At 55.0% G+C, this 18,992-nt stretch carries 17 protein-coding genes; 5 read left to right on the forward strand and 12 right to left on the reverse strand.

Features of this window, described 5'->3' with window-relative positions; translation table 11 throughout:
* Window positions 1-143: 143 nt before the first annotated feature.
* Window positions 144-797 carry a 2-polyprenyl-3-methyl-6-methoxy-1,4-benzoquinone monooxygenase gene (coq7, locus tag OUO13_RS03620; protein ID WP_283172484.1) on the reverse strand — a complete coding sequence of 218 codons (654 nt, stop codon included), beginning with the start codon at window positions 795-797 and terminating at the stop codon, window positions 144-146.
* A gap of 152 nt (window positions 798-949) precedes the next feature.
* Here coq7 and OUO13_RS03625 point away from each other — a divergent pair, with 152 nt between their 5' ends.
* Window positions 950-2,470, forward strand: a complete 1,521-nt coding sequence (locus OUO13_RS03625) for an AAA family ATPase (RefSeq protein WP_283172485.1) — start codon at window positions 950-952, stop codon at window positions 2,468-2,470.
* On the opposite strand, the gene OUO13_RS03630 is transcribed toward OUO13_RS03625, so the two are convergent.
* The 7 genes from OUO13_RS03630 to prmA form a co-directional block, all read right to left on the reverse strand.
* Window positions 2,437-4,779: a 7TM-DISM domain-containing protein gene (locus OUO13_RS03630; protein WP_283172486.1), complete on the reverse strand. Its 2,343-nt coding sequence runs from the start codon at window positions 4,777-4,779 to the stop codon at window positions 2,437-2,439. The two genes, OUO13_RS03625 and OUO13_RS03630, sit on opposite strands and share 34 nt — an antisense overlap.
* Window positions 4,780-4,808: 29 nt before the next feature.
* Window positions 4,809-6,095, reverse strand: coding sequence for a phosphoribosylamine--glycine ligase (purD, locus tag OUO13_RS03635; RefSeq protein WP_283172487.1), 1,287 nt, complete (start codon window positions 6,093-6,095; stop codon window positions 4,809-4,811).
* A gap of 90 nt (window positions 6,096-6,185) precedes the next feature.
* Window positions 6,186-7,814, reverse strand: coding sequence for a bifunctional phosphoribosylaminoimidazolecarboxamide formyltransferase/IMP cyclohydrolase (gene purH, locus OUO13_RS03640; protein WP_283172488.1), 1,629 nt, complete (start codon window positions 7,812-7,814; stop codon window positions 6,186-6,188).
* Window positions 7,815-7,888: 74 nt separating this feature from the next.
* Window positions 7,889-8,167, reverse strand: coding sequence for a DNA-binding transcriptional regulator Fis (gene fis, locus OUO13_RS03645; protein WP_283172489.1), 279 nt, complete (start codon window positions 8,165-8,167; stop codon window positions 7,889-7,891).
* Between the two features lie 32 nt (window positions 8,168-8,199).
* On the reverse strand, window positions 8,200-9,189 hold the full coding sequence (gene dusB / locus OUO13_RS03650) for a tRNA dihydrouridine synthase DusB (protein ID WP_283172490.1): 990 nt from the start codon (window positions 9,187-9,189) through the stop codon (window positions 8,200-8,202).
* Window positions 9,190-9,386: 197 nt separating this feature from the next.
* Window positions 9,387-11,039: a DUF3426 domain-containing protein gene (locus OUO13_RS03655; protein ID WP_283172491.1), complete on the reverse strand. Its 1,653-nt coding sequence runs from the start codon at window positions 11,037-11,039 to the stop codon at window positions 9,387-9,389.
* A gap of 37 nt (window positions 11,040-11,076) precedes the next feature.
* Complete coding sequence (gene prmA / locus OUO13_RS03660; protein WP_283172492.1) at window positions 11,077-11,970, reverse strand: 50S ribosomal protein L11 methyltransferase; 894 nt, start codon at window positions 11,968-11,970, stop codon at window positions 11,077-11,079.
* A 227-nt stretch (window positions 11,971-12,197) separates the two neighbouring features.
* Between prmA and OUO13_RS03665 the strand changes: the two genes are divergently transcribed.
* The 3 genes from OUO13_RS03665 (at window position 12,198) to efp (ending at window position 14,760) form a co-directional block, all read left to right on the forward strand.
* Window positions 12,198-12,635 carry a copper chaperone PCu(A)C gene (locus OUO13_RS03665; RefSeq protein ID WP_283172493.1) on the forward strand — a complete coding sequence of 146 codons (438 nt, stop codon included), beginning with the start codon at window positions 12,198-12,200 and terminating at the stop codon, window positions 12,633-12,635.
* A 203-nt stretch (window positions 12,636-12,838) separates the two neighbouring features.
* The gene (gene earP / locus OUO13_RS03670) at window positions 12,839-14,140 is read left to right on the forward strand and encodes an elongation factor P maturation arginine rhamnosyltransferase EarP (protein ID WP_283172494.1); all 1,302 of its coding nucleotides are present in this window, start codon (window positions 12,839-12,841) and stop codon (window positions 14,138-14,140) included.
* 53 nt (window positions 14,141-14,193) lie between these two features.
* Window positions 14,194-14,760, forward strand: a complete 567-nt coding sequence (efp, locus tag OUO13_RS03675; protein WP_283172495.1) for an elongation factor P — start codon at window positions 14,194-14,196, stop codon at window positions 14,758-14,760.
* A gap of 70 nt (window positions 14,761-14,830) precedes the next feature.
* Here the strand turns inward: efp and OUO13_RS03680 are convergent, their stop codons facing one another.
* Window positions 14,831-15,796, reverse strand: coding sequence for a LysR substrate-binding domain-containing protein (locus OUO13_RS03680; RefSeq protein ID WP_283172496.1), 966 nt, complete (start codon window positions 15,794-15,796; stop codon window positions 14,831-14,833).
* Between the two features lie 119 nt (window positions 15,797-15,915).
* On the opposite strand from OUO13_RS03680, the gene OUO13_RS03685 reads away from it, so the two are divergent.
* Window positions 15,916-17,040, forward strand: a complete 1,125-nt coding sequence (locus OUO13_RS03685) for an S-(hydroxymethyl)glutathione dehydrogenase/class III alcohol dehydrogenase (protein WP_428982314.1) — start codon at window positions 15,916-15,918, stop codon at window positions 17,038-17,040.
* A gap of 73 nt (window positions 17,041-17,113) precedes the next feature.
* Here OUO13_RS03685 and yacG read toward each other — a convergent pair whose 3' ends face one another.
* From yacG to OUO13_RS03700, 3 genes are all read right to left on the reverse strand, one after another.
* Window positions 17,114-17,311: a DNA gyrase inhibitor YacG gene (gene yacG / locus OUO13_RS03690; RefSeq protein ID WP_283172497.1), complete on the reverse strand. Its 198-nt coding sequence runs from the start codon at window positions 17,309-17,311 to the stop codon at window positions 17,114-17,116.
* Window positions 17,312-17,364: 53 nt separating this feature from the next.
* Window positions 17,365-17,982, reverse strand: a complete 618-nt coding sequence (coaE, locus tag OUO13_RS03695) for a dephospho-CoA kinase (RefSeq protein ID WP_283172498.1) — start codon at window positions 17,980-17,982, stop codon at window positions 17,365-17,367.
* Between the two features lie 140 nt (window positions 17,983-18,122).
* A complete protein-coding gene (locus OUO13_RS03700; protein ID WP_283172499.1) occupies window positions 18,123-18,992 on the reverse strand; it encodes a prepilin peptidase in 870 nt (289 codons plus the stop codon).

Consider the following 18,992-nt stretch of genomic DNA (forward strand, 5'->3'; position numbering starts at 1 on the left):
CACTGCTGGTGGTTATGTCCATTAACCATAAGACAGTATTGGCAAGCTGCTGGATCTAGTAATGAAACGTTCTGAAGAGGGAGGGCGTTACACCGGTTGGGTATAACGCCTGACAGCTGTCCAGTTTCGGCAGAAGTGTTGGATCAGACCTTGTAGGCGGCGGTGGTCATCACCTTGGATACCGCGGTCATGGCCAGTTTGACTGGCAGCGGGAACTTGTAACCACCGGCCTTGATGGCGGTGGTGGCGTGTTTGGCTTCGTCTTCCAGCATTTGCAGCAGGATGGCCTTGCTCTTGTCATCCTGCACTGGCAGGGAGCCAAGGTGGGAAGTCAGGTGTTTGCAGACCTGATCTTCGGTAGCGGCCACAAAGCCGAGGCTGACTTTGTCACTGATCTTGCCAGCGGCGGCACCAATTCCCAGCGACAGGCCATAAAACAGCGGATTCAGCAGGCTTGGACGGCTGTCCAGTTGCTTCAGGCGTTCTTCACACCAGACCAGGTGATCAATTTCCTCACGGGCGGCTTCGTCCATGGCATCACGGACTTCCGGCAGGCGGGCGGTCATGGCCTGACCCTGATACAGGGCCTGGGCACAGACTTCACCGGTGTGGTTGATACGCATCAGACCAGCGGCATGCCGACGTTCTTCGTCGGACAGTTCCTGGTGATCGCGCTGTTCGGCCGGGTTGCTGCGGTAGGCCTGGGCGGCACCTGGCACCAGAGTACGCAAGGCCTGGTCGGCGTTGTTAATCAGGCGGTCCAGCACGGAATACTGGCGACGTGAAGTATGGCTCATGATCAATCTCCACAAGAGACCAGACAGGAAAGGGCACTATTGTACGAAAAACGGTGCCAGCCTGCATGACAAAGGTCAGAGCGGATGGCCACATCCTTGCCAAGTGTAAAGACCGCTGGCAGGGTACGTGGTAATTCGCGAGGGATAACAAGATGCAGGATATTCATGACCTTGGCTTGATGCTGGACCGTCACGTTCCCCTGATTCTGATTGAATCACGGGATGAACCACGGGTGCTGGACCTGTTAACCCGACTGGCGATCCGGCGGGCGCTGGCGGTGCAGCAATGGACGTTGACCGACGGTTTGCGTCGCCTCGGTTTTGGTGAAGATCCTGCACTTGATAACAGTGATCAGCCTGAACAGGCATTACGTCATATCAAGTCCAGTGATGACGGTGGGTTGTATGTATTCTGCGATTTGCACCCATTTCTGGATCAGCCGGTGATTGTGCGCCTGCTGAAGGATATCGCCCTGCAGCATGAGCGGCGTTTCAAAACCCTCGTGCTGGTCAGCCATCAGCTGAAACTGCCGCCGGAATTACAACGACTGGCCATGCGTTTCAGCCTGCAGTTGCCCGATGAACAGCAGCTGATGTCGCTGATTCAGGAAGAAGCCCGACGTTACAGTGGCAGCAGTGGCCGCAAGGTCAAAACTGACCCGCGTATTCTGCAGCAGCTGGTTGCCAACCTGCGGGGGCTGACCTGGGCCGATGCCCGTCGTCTGATCCGTGGTGCCATTGTTGATGACGGTGCCATCACCCAGGCCGATGTACCTGAAGTTGCCAAAGCCAAGATGCAGTTGCTGGATATGGATGGTGTTCTGAGTTTCGAGTTTGATACTGCCCGTCTGGCCGATGTGGCGGGTCTTGGGAATCTCAAGCAGTGGTTACAGCAGCGTGAAAAAGCCTTTCTGAGTGCCGCTACCGATTTGCGTCCCAAAGGTCTGATGTTATTTGGTGTGCAGGGCAGTGGCAAAAGTCTGGCTGCGCGTGCAGTTGCGGGTAGCTGGGGTGTGCCGCTGCTACGGCTGGATATGGGCGCGCTCTACAACAAATTCTTTGGTGAAACCGAGCGTAACCTGCGGGAAGCCCTGAAGCTGGCGGAGCTGATGTCGCCTTGTGTGATCTGGATGGATGAGGTCGAAAAAGGTCTGGCCGGTGGCGAGGCTGACGGTGGCATGGGGCAGCGACTGTTAGGCACTTTGCTGACCTGGATGGCGGATCATCAGTCTCGTGTATTTGTGGTGGCCACCGCCAACAACATTGAGGTTTTACCGCCGGAGTTTATGCGCAAAGGGCGTCTGGACGAGATCTTTTTTGTTGATCTGCCGGGCATTGAAGTACGGCGGGCCATTCTGGAGTTACACCTGCGCAAACGCGGGTTTGATGCCGAACAGATTGATCTGGAAGCGCTGGGAGCTGTGACGGAAGGGTTTTCCGGAGCCGAACTGGAACAGGTGGTGGTGTCGGCCTGGTATTCCAGTCTCGATGATGACCAGAACGTCGGCCAGGCGTTGCAAACTGCGCGCTTGCTGGATGTGATTCGCGCCACCCGGCCGTTATCAGTTACCCGGGCGGAATCGCTGCAGACACTACGACTGTGGGCGCGGGATCGTGCCGTGAATGCCGATGGGCCATCTCAGGAGAAACTGGACGGCCGCTCAGGGCGATAACGCAATTCTTGCAGGGCGCGTTTCAGACGATCACCGCTGGCCGGTTTGGCCAGCAGGTGTTTGATACCGGCATCCTTGGCACGATCGCGAATATTGCTGATGCTGAGGCCGGTCAGAATCAGTACATGTGGCTTGTTCGGAATCTGGTCGTCGTCACGCAGACGGCGGGCGAGTTCCAGACCGTCCATTACCGGCATGTCGAGATCAACAATGGCACCGTCGTACGGCTGGCCGAGTGCACACTGGTTACGCATCATCGCCAGCGCTTCCTTGCCGCTGTGAGTGCTGTCGACCCGTACACCCCAGCGTTTTACCTGTTTCTCGATAACGTTACGCAGCGAGGCGTTGTCGTCGACTACCAGCACATGCATACCAATCAGGCTGTCGTCAGCCACCGGTGAGTGCACGCTGTCATTGGCAGCTTTTTGCTGTGGCAGATATAAAGTTAATGACCCCCCCAAAGGCGTCAGATTTTCCAGCTGCAGTGATGCTTCCATTGAACGCATGAGCTGATGCATGACAATCTGCTTCCACGATGGGTGTGGTACCTGATTGTGGCTACCTGCCAGGTTTTCCAGCAGTGCCCGCAAGTCGTCACGATTGGTGATGTTGCCTTGCAGTTGTACTTGCATACAGATGCCAGCGTCACGTTCGTCGCTACTATGGTGTTGGCTAAGGTTAATTCTGATTTCTCCCATCTCGGTGTAGGCAATAAGATTGGAGAACAGGTTGTGCAACAGAGTATGCAAGCGATTGCGATCAGCCAGCACGCGGTTTGGCAAGTTATCGCTGTGATCGACAACCAGCTCAATTTGTTTGCGATTCGCTTCGAGCTGGAAGTGCACCAGAGTTGTGTTGATCAGATGCATCATATCGAGAGAGCGGATGTCCAGTTCCAGATGTGATTCCTGTGTTCTGGCAAGGTCAGAAATCTCATTGGTGATGTGCAAAATCTCGCGTCCAGCCTGGGTGATGCTGTCAGTAAAGTCCCGTTGGTTACGCGATAGTGGAGAATCGCTCAGAAGTTCTGTCATCCCCAGTACGCCCGTAATAGGCGAACGGAGGTCATGGCTGATCTGCGATAACATTTCAGGTGCTATATTCACGACAGTCCGAACTTCCGGATGACTGGGGTTTTGGCGATATAGGTGGAAGGTTGCCAAAACCAAAGCCAATGCCAGTCCTGACGGTAATAAAAGCACACTCCAGACAGCCATTATATCGAGTGCCAACAGATTAAAGCTGGTTAACACTACCAGCAATATGGCAACAATCGCGCCCAGTGAACCGGCCAGCATGCGGCGTTGTACTATCGGATGCTGACTATCCGCCAGTCCCAGAACCAGGCTAAGCACTAATTGGCCAGCAATCAGGCCGAGTAGTGCCAGTAACTCACTGGGGCCACCAGCAATAGCCATCAGCAATAATCCAAATGTCAATTCAAATGCTGCCAGGAGTAACAGACCTTTACGCAGATGGGATGCTTCTGAACCCCGCCAGTATATTTCGCGGGCGGCCATGGTCTGTGCGGCAAGGGCAGCTGCTCCAGCGACTTCAAACAGTATCTCTGAAGCTTCTGGTGTTACCCCCAAAAGTAATTCGAACATCCCCATCCAGGCCAGAACAAACATGACTGAGAAGCCACAGAAGGCCGAAGCCCAACAAGCCATTAATGAGCTGCGATTAATTCCAAAATGCAGGAACCAGGCGGCAGTTGCCAGTAACCAGCCGCACACCAGACCCAGAACCAGAATGTCGCACTGTTCTTTCATCAGGAATCGATCCACCGTCATCAGGCGGATGTCGGCGTTAAACAGACCGTTGCCTTCGACCCGCAGCAGATAGGTACGGGTTTCACGGGCATTCAGGTCGATAATCCAGGGATTGGCTTGCAGGTAGCTGCCGTGAGGGTAGTCACCGTGGGGTGAACTGTCGGCGCTCAACGGTGTTTGAGGATTGGTAATGTCGTAGAGGCTGGTTTGCCCCAGATGGCTGTTTGACAACACCATCATGCTGCGCCGATGTTGGGGCAGCGGATTGTTGATACTGATACGGAACCAGTAAACGGAATTGGTGACACCCAGCCGGATCGCGTTGGCGTGGCTGGGGGTAAAGCGCAACTGGAGTTCCCGGCTGCTGACCTGCTCTGGAGTCAGGGAGCCGTCCGGGTCCTCCATCAGAGAGACGTATTGGGCAATCGACTGGTCGAATGAGGTATCCAGCAAGGTGACCGGTGTGCTGGCCATCACTCGCAAGGTCAGCATCATCAATAGCACCAGTGCTGTCAGTCGTCCTGACCAGGCTTTCATCCGTGTCTCTCCTTCTATTTCATAAGCACTTATTTCTGTTCGCGAGCGACAGCACGATAACCGATGTCGCGACGGCAGAACATGCCTTCCCAGCTGACCTGGTCGGCCAGTACGTAGGCAGCAGCTTGGGCTTCAGCAACGGTATTACCCAGTGCAGTGGCGCACAGCACACGGCCACCGGCAGTGATCACGTTACCCTCGGCATCCAGTTTGGTTCCGGCGTGGAATACCTTGCTGCCTTCTGCTTCGGAGGCTGGCAGGCTGATGACGTCGCCTTTGCGGTAGTCTGCAGGGTAACCGCCAGCGGCCAGCACCACACCCAGAGAAGCACGGCTGTCCCATTGGGCAGTTTCAGTGTCCAGTTTGCCTTCCAGAGCGGCCAGGCAGTGAGCCACCAGATCAGACTGCATACGCATCATGATTGGCTGGGTTTCCGGATCACCGAAGCGGCAGTTGTATTCGATCACTTTTGGCGCGCCAGAGGCATCGATCATCAGGCCAGCATACAGGAAACCGGTGTAATCGTTACCTTCGGTAGCCATACCGTTCACGGTTGGGTAAATCACTTCTGCCATGATGCGATCATGGATTTCCGGAGTGACCACTGGGGCAGGAGAGTAAGCCCCCATACCGCCGGTGTTTGGACCTGTGTCGGCATCACCAACACGTTTGTGGTCCTGGCTGGTTGCCATGGTCAGAACGTTTTTACCGTCGACCATTACAATAAAGGACGCTTCTTCACCGGTCAGGAATTCTTCGATCACCACACGGCAGCCAGCATCACCAAAGGCGTTGCCAGACAGCATGTCGTTGACGGCTTCTTCAGCCTGTTCCAGGGTTTCGGCAACGATTACGCCTTTACCAGCGGCCAGACCGTCGGCTTTCACCACAATCGGAGCGCCTTTTTCGCGCAGGTAGGCGAGGGCTGGTTCGATTTCGGTGAAGTTCTGGTAAGCCGCGGTTGGAATCTGCTGGCGCGCCAGGAAATCCTTGGTGAAAGCCTTGGAGCCTTCCAGCTGAGCAGCGCCTTTGCGCGGGCCAAAAATCTTCAGGCCAGCGGCTTCGAACTGGTTAACAATACCACCAACCAGCGGTGCTTCCGGGCCAACAATGGTCAGACCGATGTTGTTGTCCTGGGCAAACGCTTGCAGGGCATCGAAGTTCATGACGTCGATGGCAACGTTTTCGATGCCTGGCTCGCGGGCAGTACCGGCGTTACCCGGTGCTACGAATACTTTTTCAACCAGTGGGGACTGCAGGGCTTTCCAGGCAAGCGCGTGTTCACGACCGCCGGAGCCAATGATCAGTACATTCATGATTTATCTCCATGTCGTCGGATGTCTGAGGGCGGACGTCCGACGCAAAATTTAGCTTCAGACATCTGACTTCAGACGTCTGACCCGAACTTAGTGACGGAAGTGACGCATGCCGGTGAAGACCATGGCGATGCCAGCTTCGTCGGCGGCTGCGATCACTTCAGCATCACGCATGGAGCCGCCTGGCTGGATAATGGCCTTGATGCCCACTTTGGCAGCGTTGTCGATACCATCGCGGAACGGGAAGAAGGCGTCAGATGCCATTACAGCACCTTCAACGCTCAGACCGGCGTGTTCAGCCTTGATCGCAGCGATACGGGCAGAGTTCACACGGCTCATCTGGCCTGCGCCAACACCGATGGTCTGACGGGCTTTGGCGTAGACAATGGCGTTGGATTTCACGAACTTGGCGACTTTCCAGGCGAAAATCAGGTCGTGAATTTCGGCTTCGGTTGGGGTGCGTTTGGTAACCACTTTCAGGTCGTCAGCGCTGATCATGCCGTTGTCACGGTCCTGAACCAGCAGGCCGCCATTCACACGCTTGTAGTCGAAACCGGCCGCACGAACGGCTGGCCATTCGCCACATTCCAGCAGACGTACGTTCTGCTTGGCAGCAACAACGGCAGCGGCTTCGGCGCTCACTTTCGGAGCAATGATCACTTCCACGAACTGACGATCAACGATGGCCTGAGCGGTTTCAGCGTCCAGTTCACGGTTGAAGGCAATGATGCCACCGAAAGCAGATTCGCTGTCAGTTGCCCATGCCAGGTCGTAGGCTTTACGGATGCCGCCTTCGTTTTCAGGAACCACGGCCACACCACAAGGGTTGGCGTGTTTTACGATCACGCAGGCTGGTTTGACGAAAGACTTCACACACTCCAGCGCAGCATCGGTATCCGCCACGTTGTTGTAGGACAGTTCCTTGCCTTGCAGCTGACGAGCAGTCGCAATAGAAGCTTCCTGTGGTTTGGCTTCTACGTAGAACGCCGCTTTCTGGTGCGGGTTTTCACCGTAGCGCATATCTTGCGCCTTGATGAACTGGCTGTTGAAGGTCTGTGGGAATTCCAGACGGTTTTCAACGGTCAGTTCTTCTGCAGACTGGTCGATGGTGCCGAGGTAGTTGGCGATCATGCCGTCGTACGCTGCGGTGTGCTCGAAGGCTTTCAGCATCAGACCAAAACGGGTCTTGTAGCACAGGCCACCGGTTTTCAGTTCGGTCAGAACTGCAGCATAGTCAGAGGTGTTCACCACAATGGCTACGTGCTGGTGGTTTTTGGCCGCAGAACGCACCATGGTTGGACCGCCGATGTCGATGTTCTCGATGGCCAGAGCCAGATCACAATCCGGGCGAGCAACGGTTGCTGCGAATGGGTACAGGTTCACCACAACCATATCGATCGGGTTGATACCGTGAGTGGCCATTACGTCATCGTCCTGGCCGCGACGGCCAAGGATACCGCCATGCACTTTCGGGTGCAGGGTCTTCACACGGCCGTCCATCATTTCCGGGAAACCGGTGTAGTCAGACACTTCAACCGCTGGAATGCCTTCGTCTTTCAGCAGCTTGTAGGTGCCGCCGGTAGACAGGATCTCAACGCCCATGGCGTTCAGTTCGCGGGCAAATTCAACGATGCCGGTCTTGTCAGACACACTGATCAGGGCGCGGCGAACCGGAGTTACGCCAGATTGGGAAATGGGGGCTGGGTGGTAGTTGCTCATAATGGTCCCGGATTGTAAAAAAACAAAAGCGGCTCAGCGGCCGCTGTCGTGAATTGGCTGGACAAACCCGGCGCTTACAGCATGCCGTACTGCTTCAGCTTCTTGCGCAGGGTGCCACGATTCAGACCCAGTACAACGGACGCCTTGGTCTGGTTGTCGCGGGTGTATTTCATAACGGTTTCCAGCAGTGGAACTTCTACTTCTGACAGAACCATGTCGTAAATGCCGGCTACATCCTGGCCGTCCAGCTGGTCAAAATAGTTTTGCAGAGCTTTTTCTACACTGTCACGCAGGGTTCGGGCAGATTCTGCCGGGCTGATAAACTGGCTGTGCTTTTCCACGGAATCGGTCACGGATTCAACCTTATTTGCAAATGCTTGGATGTTCATGCTGCGTTAACTCTGCTGTTCGTATTTCCAACAAAATACTGACGTACGGCGTGTCCTTGCTCGTCACGTGTTTCCAGACTGTTGAAGTGCTGGCGAAACTGATCGGTCTGGCCTGCCTGATGCAGATACCAGCCAACATGTTTACGGGCGATACGCACTCCGGCGTATTCACCATAAAAACTGTACAGGCCATCGAGATGTTCCATCAGGATGGCCAGCAGTTCGTCCGGCGCGGGTGCTGCCGGAGTCTGGCCGGTGGCCAGAAACTCATTGATTTCCCGGAAGATCCAGGGGCGTCCCTGGGCGCCGCGGCCAATCAGCACGCCGTCGGCTCCGGTGTATTCCATCACCTCAACGGCCTTGAGGGCGCTGGTGATGTCACCGTTGGCAAACACCGGAATTCCCACCGACTGTTTGACGGCGCGGATGGTGCTGTACTCAACGGTATCGCGATAACCACAGGCGCGAGTGCGACCGTGAACCGCTAATGACTGGATGCCCACCGCTTCGGCCATGGTGGCGATGCGAACGGCGTTGCGATTGTTTTCATCCCAGCCGGTACGCATTTTCAGCGTGACCGGTACATCCACGGCTTCCACCACGGCGCTGAGAATCTCGCGAACCAGTCCTTCATCCCGCATCAGTGCTGAACCGGCGGCCTTGTTACAGACCTTTTTGGCCGGGCATCCCATGTTGATGTCGATGATCTGGGCTCCATGCGCCACGTTGTAACGGGCACCTTCGGCCATCATCTGTGGATCACCGCCGACAATCTGGACCGCAATGGGTTCAGGCTCGCCGGTATGATCCAGTCGCAACAGCGACTTGCGGCTGTTACGCAAGTCCGGATTGGTGGCGACCATTTCTCCCACCACCAGGCCAGCTCCCATACGACGACAGAGTTGCCGAAACGGAAGGTCGGTTACTCCCGCCATTGGGGCCAGCACGACAGGGCTGGAAAGCGTGTAAGGGCCAATAGAGGGCATCAGAAGTAGAAATCTGGTTAAAAAGTGTGCGGGAAAAAAAGTGGCGCTATCATACTCGTATGACCCCGGCGAATAAAGTCCGGGAAGCGGCGACATTGTACAATTTCTGGCAAGGCAAGACCGGGTTGGCAAACGCCAGTTCCGGTTGTCGGACAATGCCTGTCAGGCGGAGGGCACCGACAGGCATTCAACAAGAATTACTGGTTGGCAACCAGCTGGATTGAGTAGCTGACGGCATTCTGACCTGGATCGAGAATTTCCAGCGCCACGTGTACCTCGGTCTGGCTCGGAATGCTTTGCGTACCTGCAACCTCTCCTGACAGGTATTCATCCGGGCTAAAACGACGGCTGGCCACCACGTGTTCATTCAGATCCTTGAAAATCAGCGTCAGATCCGGGAAGGGCTGGGCAAAATCCGCTTCGTTTTCCAGCAGGCTGTCGACCACCAGGGCATTGGCCAGACTCGGATGCGAACGCACTACCAGTTGGCTGGCTTTCATGGTTTTGATGTCCTGAATGGTCGGCAGGGTACAGCCAACATAAGAACAGGCCTGGGTATAGAACGGGCGCCATTGCTGGGTACGTGACCATTCCGGGAAATTGAAATAAAACACCTGAAAAGCACCCAGCAGCAACAAGGCTACCGAGCCCCAGGCCCAACCCGCTGTTATACGGCTGCGGTTTGGCAGTTCCAGCTTTAATGGTTCCGGTTGCAGGCTGCCCGCCAGTTCGCGCGGTTTTACCGGTGCCGGTTTGGGCGTTTTATCCGTAAGTGGCGCACCTAACAGACTTTCGGGGGCTTGCGGTTCGTCATGTTGTTCCTGAGTCAGCTCAAAGTTCACTGGCTCACGAAGTGTAGTAGCTGCCGGTTTGGCCGGTGTCGGTTCAGGCTTGCTGACAGGGGCTGGTCGTGACACTGGCGTAGCAGAGCTGGCTGACGGCTGACTGGCAACGGCCGAACGGACGGGAGCTGTCTGGGTCTTTACTGCGGCTTTCTGGCTTGCCAAGCCAAGTTCACGACGAATCGCTTCTGGTGGTTCGTCGTCATCTTCGTCATCCAGCAGGGCACGAGCCCAGGCCTCATCTGGATCGACCTGTTCGGTTTTTTTTCTGGGCGTGACCAGATGGTGCTCTGGTTCGACCATGTCGAGCAGGCTTTCATCAATATCAATGCTGGCCAGTGGTGCCGGACGTTTGCGTTGCTCCGGTTCGCGCAGGCCAAGGTCGGCGAATGGATCGTCAGCAATATGCTCATCGTCCATATCGTCATGAATCAGTAAGTTGTCATCATCGTCATCAGATGTTTTCGGAGCTGTAGTGATGGATTCTGCCGGTTTCGGATTACGCATGGCTGCGTAAGCGTCCTGAAAACTTTCTTTCTGGCTGAGGACAAACGAGCTGGTTGGTACAGACTGGGTTTGTTGTTCGGCCTGTTCCTTGGCTTCGATGAGGTCAAAGACGTTATCTGGCTCTGCCGGGTCGTCTTCATCAAAAGAACCAAACATGCTGTCAAACAGCTCGTCGGCTGATACTTCGGTCTGGTCGTCGAGATTCACACCGCTGTAGTCATCTTCGACGGCTTTCGGAGCCGGTGCTGCTGGTCTGGCCGTATTGGCAGATGCCAAACCTGTAACAACCGCGACCGCTGGTTGTTCTGCAGGTGTAGCCAGTATCGGAGGAACCGGCGCTGGTGGAGGTGTTACCGGTTTTTCGACGACAAAATGTTCAGTCGCGTTGAAGACCTGCAGGCACGAGCCGCAGCGCACATTGCCACGAGCAACACTCAGGTGTTCATCCCGAACGCGAAAGCTGGTCTGACAGTGGGGGCAGCGGGTTACGTGCTCAGCCATAACAAAACCTCATGGACTCCGTTTCGATCTGAGTCAATTATTTACGAGTGCCGGAAATAATAACCCAATCCTCACGGAATCGTGGTGAGTCGATCACAAACCACTCACTGTACCGTGTGATCAACCCCTCAGCTTGTTCACGCAGCAGGCCAGACAGGGCCAGTTTGCCGCCGCTGCGGGTCAGGGCTGCCAGTTGTGGTGCCAGATCGTGCAGTGGACCAGCAAGAATGTTGGCCACCAGGATATCACCCTGAACATCCGGGGTATTTTCTGGCAGGAACACGTCATAACGTGCTTCATCTATATGGTTACGGCCAGCGTTATCGCGAGTCGCCAGCAGAGCTTGTGGGTCGATATCAATGCCAGTCATATCCTTGGCGCCCAGCAGCAGGGCTGCGATGCCCAGAATGCCACTGCCACAACCGAAGTCGACCACGTGTTCACCACCTTTGACGACTTCGTCGAGCCAGCTCAGGCACAAGGCGGTGGTCGGGTGGGTACCGGTACCAAAGGCCAGACCCGGGTCCAGCAGCAGGTTCACGGCGTCAGCCTGTGGCGGTTCGCGCCAGCTTGGGCATACCCACAGACGAGGGCCAAATTGCATTGGCTGGTAATCATCCATCCAGGCGCGGATCCAGTCCTTGTCTTCCACCAGTTCAAACTGCAGGTGTGGCAGTTCGGTGCCACCTTCCAGTTCAAACAGGGCAGGAAATTCAGCCAGCAGGGCATTGCTGTCAACGGCGGCATCAAACAGGCCAATCACCTGGGTTTTATCCCACAGAGGGGTGGTACCCAGGGCAGGCTCCAGAATCGGCTGGTCGGCGTTGTCCTGCAGGGTGACGGAAACCGCTCCCAGACCCAGCAGGGCATTTTCACAGGCTTCAACCTGATCGGCTTCGGTATGAATACGCAGCTGTACCCACTGACTCATAAAATTTGGACTCCGCTCGGGAATTTTGAACTCCGCGGCAGTCGCTTGGACTGGTCGGAATTCAGGATGGAAAAAACAGCCGCGAGTTTGCCGAAAAAGCCCGCATACGTCCAGAGTTGGGGCGGGGATGGGGCAAGTGTCCGAATCTGCGTCAAAATGTCCCTGTTGCTGGTTTTATTCCGGGGCTAGACTGCGCGCAGTCCTGATTCCGTTTGCTGGAGAAATTCATGAGCCGTTCTTTGCGTTGGCTGGGTGCAGCCATTCTGATGTCATCCGCTGTTACCCTGAATGCGGAAACTCTGGTTGATGTTGGTGATGCCTATATTCGCATGCCGATTCCTGGCAAGGATATGAGCGCTGCGTTTATGACCCTGCATAATGGCAGCAGCGCAGAGCAAAAGCTGGTGAGCGCCAGTGCCGACTGGGCCAAGGCCATCGAGATTCATACCCACATTCATGATCATGCAACTGGCACCATGCAGATGCGCCAGATTCCTGATCTGCCAATTCCTGCTGGTGAAACTGTGACGCTGCAACCGGGTGGTCTGCACCTGATGCTGTTTGGTCTGGCTTCTGAATTACCAGCCAAGCCGGAAATGAAGCTGTGTTTTGCCGATGGCCACTGCCAGCAGGTGAGTGCTGACGTTCGCGATATGCGCTTGTAAGTGTTTTTGTCGGAGCTTTTGCAAGTGTTGTCTGGTGTGATATCGGCTTGTTGGTATCACACTCCTTCTATCTATATAGCCTGGGACTTTGAATAACGCTGTGCCCGCGCAGAGTTATTCTGAATGTCCCCAGGTTCTGATTATCAGCCCAACGGGCTGGCGGGGTATGATGGTCGCTTCTGCCATGAACCTTCGGGCCTGATATGAGAGTTGTTCCTGCTTCTGCTGATGTTGCTTCCCCTTTTGCGTTTCCAACCGAGCCTGACCATTGGCATATCTTCTGTCGGGTGATCGACAATTTTGGTGATATCGGTGTGTGCTGGCGTCTGGCCCAGCAGCTGGCCCGGGAACATGGCCGTCTGGTAACCCTGTGGGTTGATGATTTGCAGAGTTTTGCGGCCTTGTGTCCGGCCTTGAATCCGCAGCAGGCCTGGCAAATGGTCAGTGTTGCCGGTGCCTCAGAATCGACACCGCTGGTGCGGGTTGGTCAGTGGACAGAGCCATTTGTGTGGCCGGCCGCAGACGCTTTTTCTGATGTTGATGTGGTGATTGAAGCGTTTGCCTGCCATCTGCCGGAACCGGTGCTGGTGGCCATGCAGGAAAAAAGTGCTGTAGGAAAAGCTCCGCTGTGGATCAATCTGGAGTATCTCAGTGCTGAAGACTGGGTACCGGGTTTTCATCTGTCACCATCGCCGGTGAATGGCATGCTCAAGTATTTTTTCTTCCCCGGTTTTGAAGCAGGAACCGGTGGTTTGTTGTTTGATCCGGGCTTGCTGCAGCGTGCAGAGCTGTTGGGTGGCTACGATGCTCGGGTTGCATTCCTCAACTCGCTGGGCTTGTCAGCGGATTTGCTCGCTTACGATTTGCACATCAGCCTGTTTGCCTACGAGAATCCGGCGATTGCCGGGCTGCTGGATGTGTTATCGCAGTATCATCAACCGGTGCATCTGTTGTTACCGGCCGGGCGTGCCGCCGGTGATGTGGAAGCTTGGCTGGGCGAGTCATTAAATGCAGGCACAACGGTGCATCGTGGCATGCTGGCGATTTCGGGCATCCCATTCCTGTCGCAACCGGCTTATGACGATTTGCTGGCTTTCTGTGACCTGAATCTGGTGCGTGGTGAGGAATCGTTTGTGCGGGCACAGATGATTGGCAAACCGTTCCTCTGGCATATCTATTTTCAGGATGAAAACGTTCACCTGGAAAAACTGGCAGCGTTTCAGGCCTTGTATCTCGAGGGCTTGCAGAATCCGGCGGCGGGTTTTATGACAGGGGCTGTGGCGGCGGTTGAACGTCAGCTCGCGGAGCGGCTCGGGTTGATCACGCGAATCTGGAATGCCGACCCGGCAGTAAGTCAGCGAATTCCCGATTGGGACGGTCTGCTGGGGCAGCTGTCGCGCTGGCAGGAACATGCCCAGAACTGGCAGCAACACTGCCTGCAACTGGGGAATGTCGCACTGAATCTCGTCAAATTTCGTGAAAATACGAGGGAAAATAGGCTATAGTGCCGCCCTCTTTGTATGAACCAAAAACTGATTCCTCTGTTTGGTACTTTATTATGAAAATCGCTCAAGAATTCCGTGCTGGTCAGGTAATGAACCTCAACGGTCAACCATGGGTTGTGCTGAAAGCAGAATTCAACAAATCTGGCCGTAACGCTGCCGTGATGAAATTCAAGCTGAAGAACATCCTGTCCGGTGCTACCCAGGAGCCGGTGTTCAAAGCTGACGACAAGCTGGAGCCAGTAGTTCTGGAACGTCGTGAAGTAACTTACTCTTACTTCGCTGACCCGCTGTACGTGTTCATGGACGCAGAATACAACCAGGTTGACGTTGAAAAAGAAAACCTGGGCGACACCCTGAACTTCATCACCGATGGCATGGAAGATGTTTGCGAAGCGGTTTTCTACGATGGCAAAGCCATCAGCGTTGAACTGCCAACCACTATCGTTCGTAAAGTAGGTTACACCGAGCCAGCTGCTCGTGGTGACACTTCCGGCAAGGTTATGAAAATGGCCACCCTGGAAAACGGTTACGAACTGCAGGTTGCTGCATTCATCGAAATCGGCGAACTGATCGAAATCGATACCCGTACCGGCGAATTCAAGAACCGCGCCAAGGGCTGATTATTGCCCCCGCAGTTTCTTGTAAACGGCACCCTCGGGTGCCGTTTTCGTTTCTGCGGAGCGGAGTTTTTCAGAGGGGCTCTGCTTCACCCAGTTCGCGCCAGTCATCGAGACCACGGGTGACGATTCTGGCGGCCGCTGAAGCCGTTACCTGATTGGCCGGGCCGTTATTCAGCGCATCGTACAGATAGTCCACCAACAGACGGATTTTCGGTAACAGGTGACGGCTGCGTGGATACAAGGCCCAGATGCCTTCGTCGTCGGGCTGGAATTCCTCCAGAATCGGCACCAGCTCACCACGCGCCATATGATCACTGACGTAATAGTCCGGTAACTGCACCAGGCCAATGCCCTTGATGGCCGCATCAACCAGCGCAAAACCACTATTCACCCGCAAACTGCCGTTCACCCGCAGACTGCGTTCCTGACCCGACTCCCGAAAACGCCAGCTGTCGAGAGTGCCGGGTAAACAGTTGTGATCCTGTAACTCGGCTAAGGTCCGAGGTTCACCATACTGGCTTAGATACGAGGGGGATGCGCAGACATACAAGCGGCGGCTACCGAGTCGACGCGCCATCATGCTGGAGTCTTCCAGTCGACCGAGGCGAATGGCGAGGTCTAACCCTCCATCAATCAGGTCGAGTTTCTGGTTGGTGAGCTGCAGATCGAAACGTACCGCCGGGTGTTGCAGCAAAAATCCGTTCAGCAGTGGTGCGACCTGTTGTTCCCCATAGGTAATGGGTGCGGTCAGCCGAATCAGACCGCTAGCCTGTCCTTGCAGGCGTGTCAGCGCCCGTTCGGCTTCATCAAGCCCCTCGAGTAACGGCCGACAATGCTGATAATACAAACGCCCGGCTTCGGTAACCGAAACCTTGCGGGTGGTGCGATGTAACAGTTCGGTACTCAGGCGTGATTCGAGCGCACTGACTTGTCGACTGATCTGGGCGACGGAAATCCCCAAACGTTGGGCTGCACGAGTAAACGAGCCGGTTTCAGCAACCGCTACAAACTCCTGCACCCCTTCCCAATTGGCCATTGTTGCAATCCTGTAAAAATCAATTTACATGAAGGTGGATTATAGTCGAATGAGGAATAACTAGAATCGTCGTTTACGACGTTACGTTTTCAGATTTCCCGTTTTCTCAGGAGTGAGTAATGAGCCAAGCCATGATCAAATCCCGCGCTGCTATCGCATGGGGTCCTAATCAGCCACTGACAATCGAAGAAGTGGATGTGATGCCACCACAAGCGGGTGAAGTTCTGGTACGTATCGTGGCAACCGGTGTTTGCCACACCGACGCCTTCACCCTCTCTGGTGCTGACCCGGAAGGTATCTTCCCGGCGATTCTGGGCCACGAAGGCGGTGGTATTGTTGAAGCCATCGGCGAAGGCGTGACCAGTGTTGCCGTGGGTGACCACGTGATTCCGCTGTACACCCCAGAGTGTGGTGAGTGCAAATTCTGTAAATCTGGCAAAACCAACCTGTGTCAGAAAATCCGTGCCACTCAGGGCAAGGGTCTGATGCCAGACGGTACTACCCGTTTCTATAAAGATGGCCAGCCAATTTTCCACTACATGGGCTGCTCTACCTTCTCTGAATACACCGTACTGCCAGAAATCTCACTGGCCAAGGTCAGCAAGGAAGCTCCGCTGGAAGAAATCTGCCTGCTGGGTTGTGGTGTGACCACTGGTATGGGCGCCGTTCTGAAAACCGCCAAGGTCCAAAAAGGCGACACCGTTGCGATTTTCGGTCTGGGTGGTATTGGTCTGTCCGCCGTGATTGGTGCAGTGATGGCCGGTGCTAGCCGCATCATTGGTGTCGATATCAACGAGAGCAAATTCGAGCTGGCCAAAAAGCTGGGCGCGACTGACTGTATCAACCCGAAAAACTTCGACAAGCCAATTCAGGATGTGATTGTTGAACTGACCGATGGCGGTGTGGACTTCTCATTCGAGTGTATCGGTAACGTCAACGTGATGCGTTCAGCACTGGAATGCTGCCACAAGGGCTGGGGCGAATCGGTGATTATTGGTGTAGCCGGTGCAGGCCAGGAAATCTCTACCCGTCCATTCCAGCTGGTAACCGGTCGTGTATGGCGTGGTTCTGCGTTTGGTGGCGTAAAAGGCCGTTCTGAGCTGCCAGGTATTGTTGAACAGTACATGCGTGGTGATTTCGCCCTGAACGACTTCATTACCCACACCATGCCACTGGATCAGATCAACGAAGCGTTTGACCTGATGCACGAAGGCAAGTCTATCCGCACCGTTATTCACTACTGATCAGTGCGTACGGATTAACCGCTGGCCAGGCAAGTATTGGAGAACCGGCGGTTAACTATCCTGACGATGATGATCAGAACTGGTCATCATCGTTAAAATCAGCCGTTGAGCCAGCAATTCGATGCGACTCACTGGCCCATTCTCCCAGATCAATCAGCTTGCAGCGTTCGCTGCAGAATGGCCGCCAGCTGCTGCTGGGTAACCATTGCACAGATTTTCCGCAGGTCGGGCATTTGACTTCCATAACATTGGAAGACGACGTGTCACTCATCTTTGAATTTCCACAAAAAGCAGGGCTGCTGAAGCTCTGGCACAAGGTTGGTATTACTCGTGTGAGTGATGCGCTTTGGCCAAGTCCAGATACGACTGATGCAGTCGATTCAGTTGTTCATACAGCTGGTTTAACGGGCCGCTATTATCGGCAACATCGTTGGCTCGTGCCAGCCGTTCCGGGCGAGGAATCTGGGCCTTGATGATGGCCCGAATCTGCTCTTCGTTATTGGCATCACGCTGACAGGCGCGTTGCACCTGAATGTCTTCTGGCACATCAATCACCAGTGTGTGATTCACCAGCGTTTGCTGACCACTTTCCAGCAGCAGGGGAGAGGCCAGAATCACATATTCTGACGTAGCGGCGGCCAGCATTTCGAGCGTGCGAGCCCGAATCAGCGGGTGGGTCAGTTGCTCCAGCCAGCGGCGCTCATCCGGATTGGCAAACACCTGCTGGCGTAACCAGCCGCGGTTCAGGCTTGAATCTGCGTTAATTGCCGCGTCGCCGAAGTGTTCTCGAATGGCAGACCAGGCGGGCTGATACGGCTCAACTACCGCACGCGCTACCAGATCGGAATCCACCACTGCAATTCCCTTGCTGGCGAGATAATCCGAAGCAGCCGTTTTGCCGCTGCCAATACCGCCGGTGAGGCCAAGAATCCAGTTGGTCATGGGAATTGTCCGGAAATCCAGGGAGGTTATTGGAGGCAAACAGGGTTATCCGTTTCACCCTTGTGCTCCTGAGATGCTGATTTGTGCAAGAGCGGCCACGGCGAAGCCGTTGGCCGCGATCATACAAAATAGGGGATTACTTAATGAAAATACCAGGCCAGAATACCATCGCCCCACAGCGCAGCAATCCAGCCCGCTGCTGCCAGGTAAGGTCCAAACGGAATTGGCAGATTGCGATCACGCCCCAGAATCATAATGCCAGCGATACCAATCACAGCCCCCACCGCCGAGGATAGCAGAATAATCATCAGCAGTTTCTGGTAACCCAGCCAGGCACCCAAAGCAGCCAGTAGTTTGAAGTCACCAAAGCCCATACCTTCCTTGCCGGTCACCAGCTTGAAGATCCAGTACACCGACCACAGGCTCAGATAACCAAACACCGCACCCAATACGGCGGAATGCAGATCGGTAAACAGGCCCTGGCTATTGGCAATCAAGCCCAGCCACAGCAGGCTCAGGGTTAATACGTCTGGCAGGATCTGGTGGTCAATGTCGATCACCGACATGGTAATCAACAACCAGGTGAATACCAGCATGGCCAGCAACGGCAGGCCCCATGGATAAACACTCAGAACCACCAGGCTCATCACGCCGGTGGCCAGCTCCACAATCGGATAACGCCAGCCAATTTTGGTACCACAACCCGCACACTTACCTTTTAACAAGGCAAAACTGAGCAGAGGAATGTTCTGCCAAGCCCGCACTGCCGTGCCGCATTTGGGGCAGTGGGAGTCTGGCTTGATCAGGTTGTACGGTTTGGACAAGTCCTTGAGGGCCGGGTGATCTGGCAGGTTTGCTATCTCTTCACATTCGGCCTTCCAGGAGCGGAACATCATAATCGGCAAACGCAGAATCACCACGTTCATAAAACTGCCCAGGCATAACCCGAGCAGGGTAATGGCCAGAATTTGTGACCAGAGGTTTTCACCAATCAACTGCAGGAATTGCAT

This window comes from Parathalassolituus penaei (assembly GCF_026626885.1).
Taxonomy (GTDB): domain Bacteria; phylum Pseudomonadota; class Gammaproteobacteria; order Pseudomonadales; family Oceanobacteraceae; genus Oceanobacter; species Oceanobacter penaei.

What these genes read in the sequence shown, in the direction of transcription:
- OUO13_RS03630 (WP_283172486.1), bottom strand. Translation starts at nt 4,779, where the DNA reads ATGAAAGCCTGGTCAGGACGACTGACAGCACTGGTGCTATTGATGATG.
- OUO13_RS03680 (WP_283172496.1), bottom strand. Translation starts at nt 15,796, where the DNA reads ATGGCCAATTGGGAAGGGGTGCAGGAGTTTGTAGCGGTTGCTGAAACC.
- OUO13_RS03700 (WP_283172499.1), bottom strand. Translation starts at nt 18,992, where the DNA reads ATGCAATTCCTGCAGTTGATTGGTGAAAACCTCTGGTCACAAATTCTG.
- coaE (WP_283172498.1), bottom strand. Translation starts at nt 17,982, where the DNA reads ATGACCAACTGGATTCTTGGCCTCACCGGCGGTATTGGCAGCGGCAAA.
- OUO13_RS03665 (WP_283172493.1), top strand. Translation starts at nt 12,198, where the DNA reads ATGAGCCGTTCTTTGCGTTGGCTGGGTGCAGCCATTCTGATGTCATCC.
- OUO13_RS03685 (WP_428982314.1), top strand. Translation starts at nt 15,916, where the DNA reads ATGAGCCAAGCCATGATCAAATCCCGCGCTGCTATCGCATGGGGTCCT.
- coq7 (WP_283172484.1), bottom strand. Translation starts at nt 797, where the DNA reads ATGAGCCATACTTCACGTCGCCAGTATTCCGTGCTGGACCGCCTGATT.
- dusB (WP_283172490.1), bottom strand. Translation starts at nt 9,189, where the DNA reads ATGCCCTCTATTGGCCCTTACACGCTTTCCAGCCCTGTCGTGCTGGCC.
- yacG (WP_283172497.1), bottom strand. Translation starts at nt 17,311, where the DNA reads ATGAGTGACACGTCGTCTTCCAATGTTATGGAAGTCAAATGCCCGACC.
- prmA (WP_283172492.1), bottom strand. Translation starts at nt 11,970, where the DNA reads ATGAGTCAGTGGGTACAGCTGCGTATTCATACCGAAGCCGATCAGGTT.
- earP (WP_283172494.1), top strand. Translation starts at nt 12,839, where the DNA reads ATGAGAGTTGTTCCTGCTTCTGCTGATGTTGCTTCCCCTTTTGCGTTT.
- OUO13_RS03625 (WP_283172485.1), top strand. Translation starts at nt 950, where the DNA reads ATGCAGGATATTCATGACCTTGGCTTGATGCTGGACCGTCACGTTCCC.
- efp (WP_283172495.1), top strand. Translation starts at nt 14,194, where the DNA reads ATGAAAATCGCTCAAGAATTCCGTGCTGGTCAGGTAATGAACCTCAAC.
- OUO13_RS03655 (WP_283172491.1), bottom strand. Translation starts at nt 11,039, where the DNA reads ATGGCTGAGCACGTAACCCGCTGCCCCCACTGTCAGACCAGCTTTCGC.
- purD (WP_283172487.1), bottom strand. Translation starts at nt 6,095, where the DNA reads ATGAATGTACTGATCATTGGCTCCGGCGGTCGTGAACACGCGCTTGCC.
- purH (WP_283172488.1), bottom strand. Translation starts at nt 7,814, where the DNA reads ATGAGCAACTACCACCCAGCCCCCATTTCCCAATCTGGCGTAACTCCG.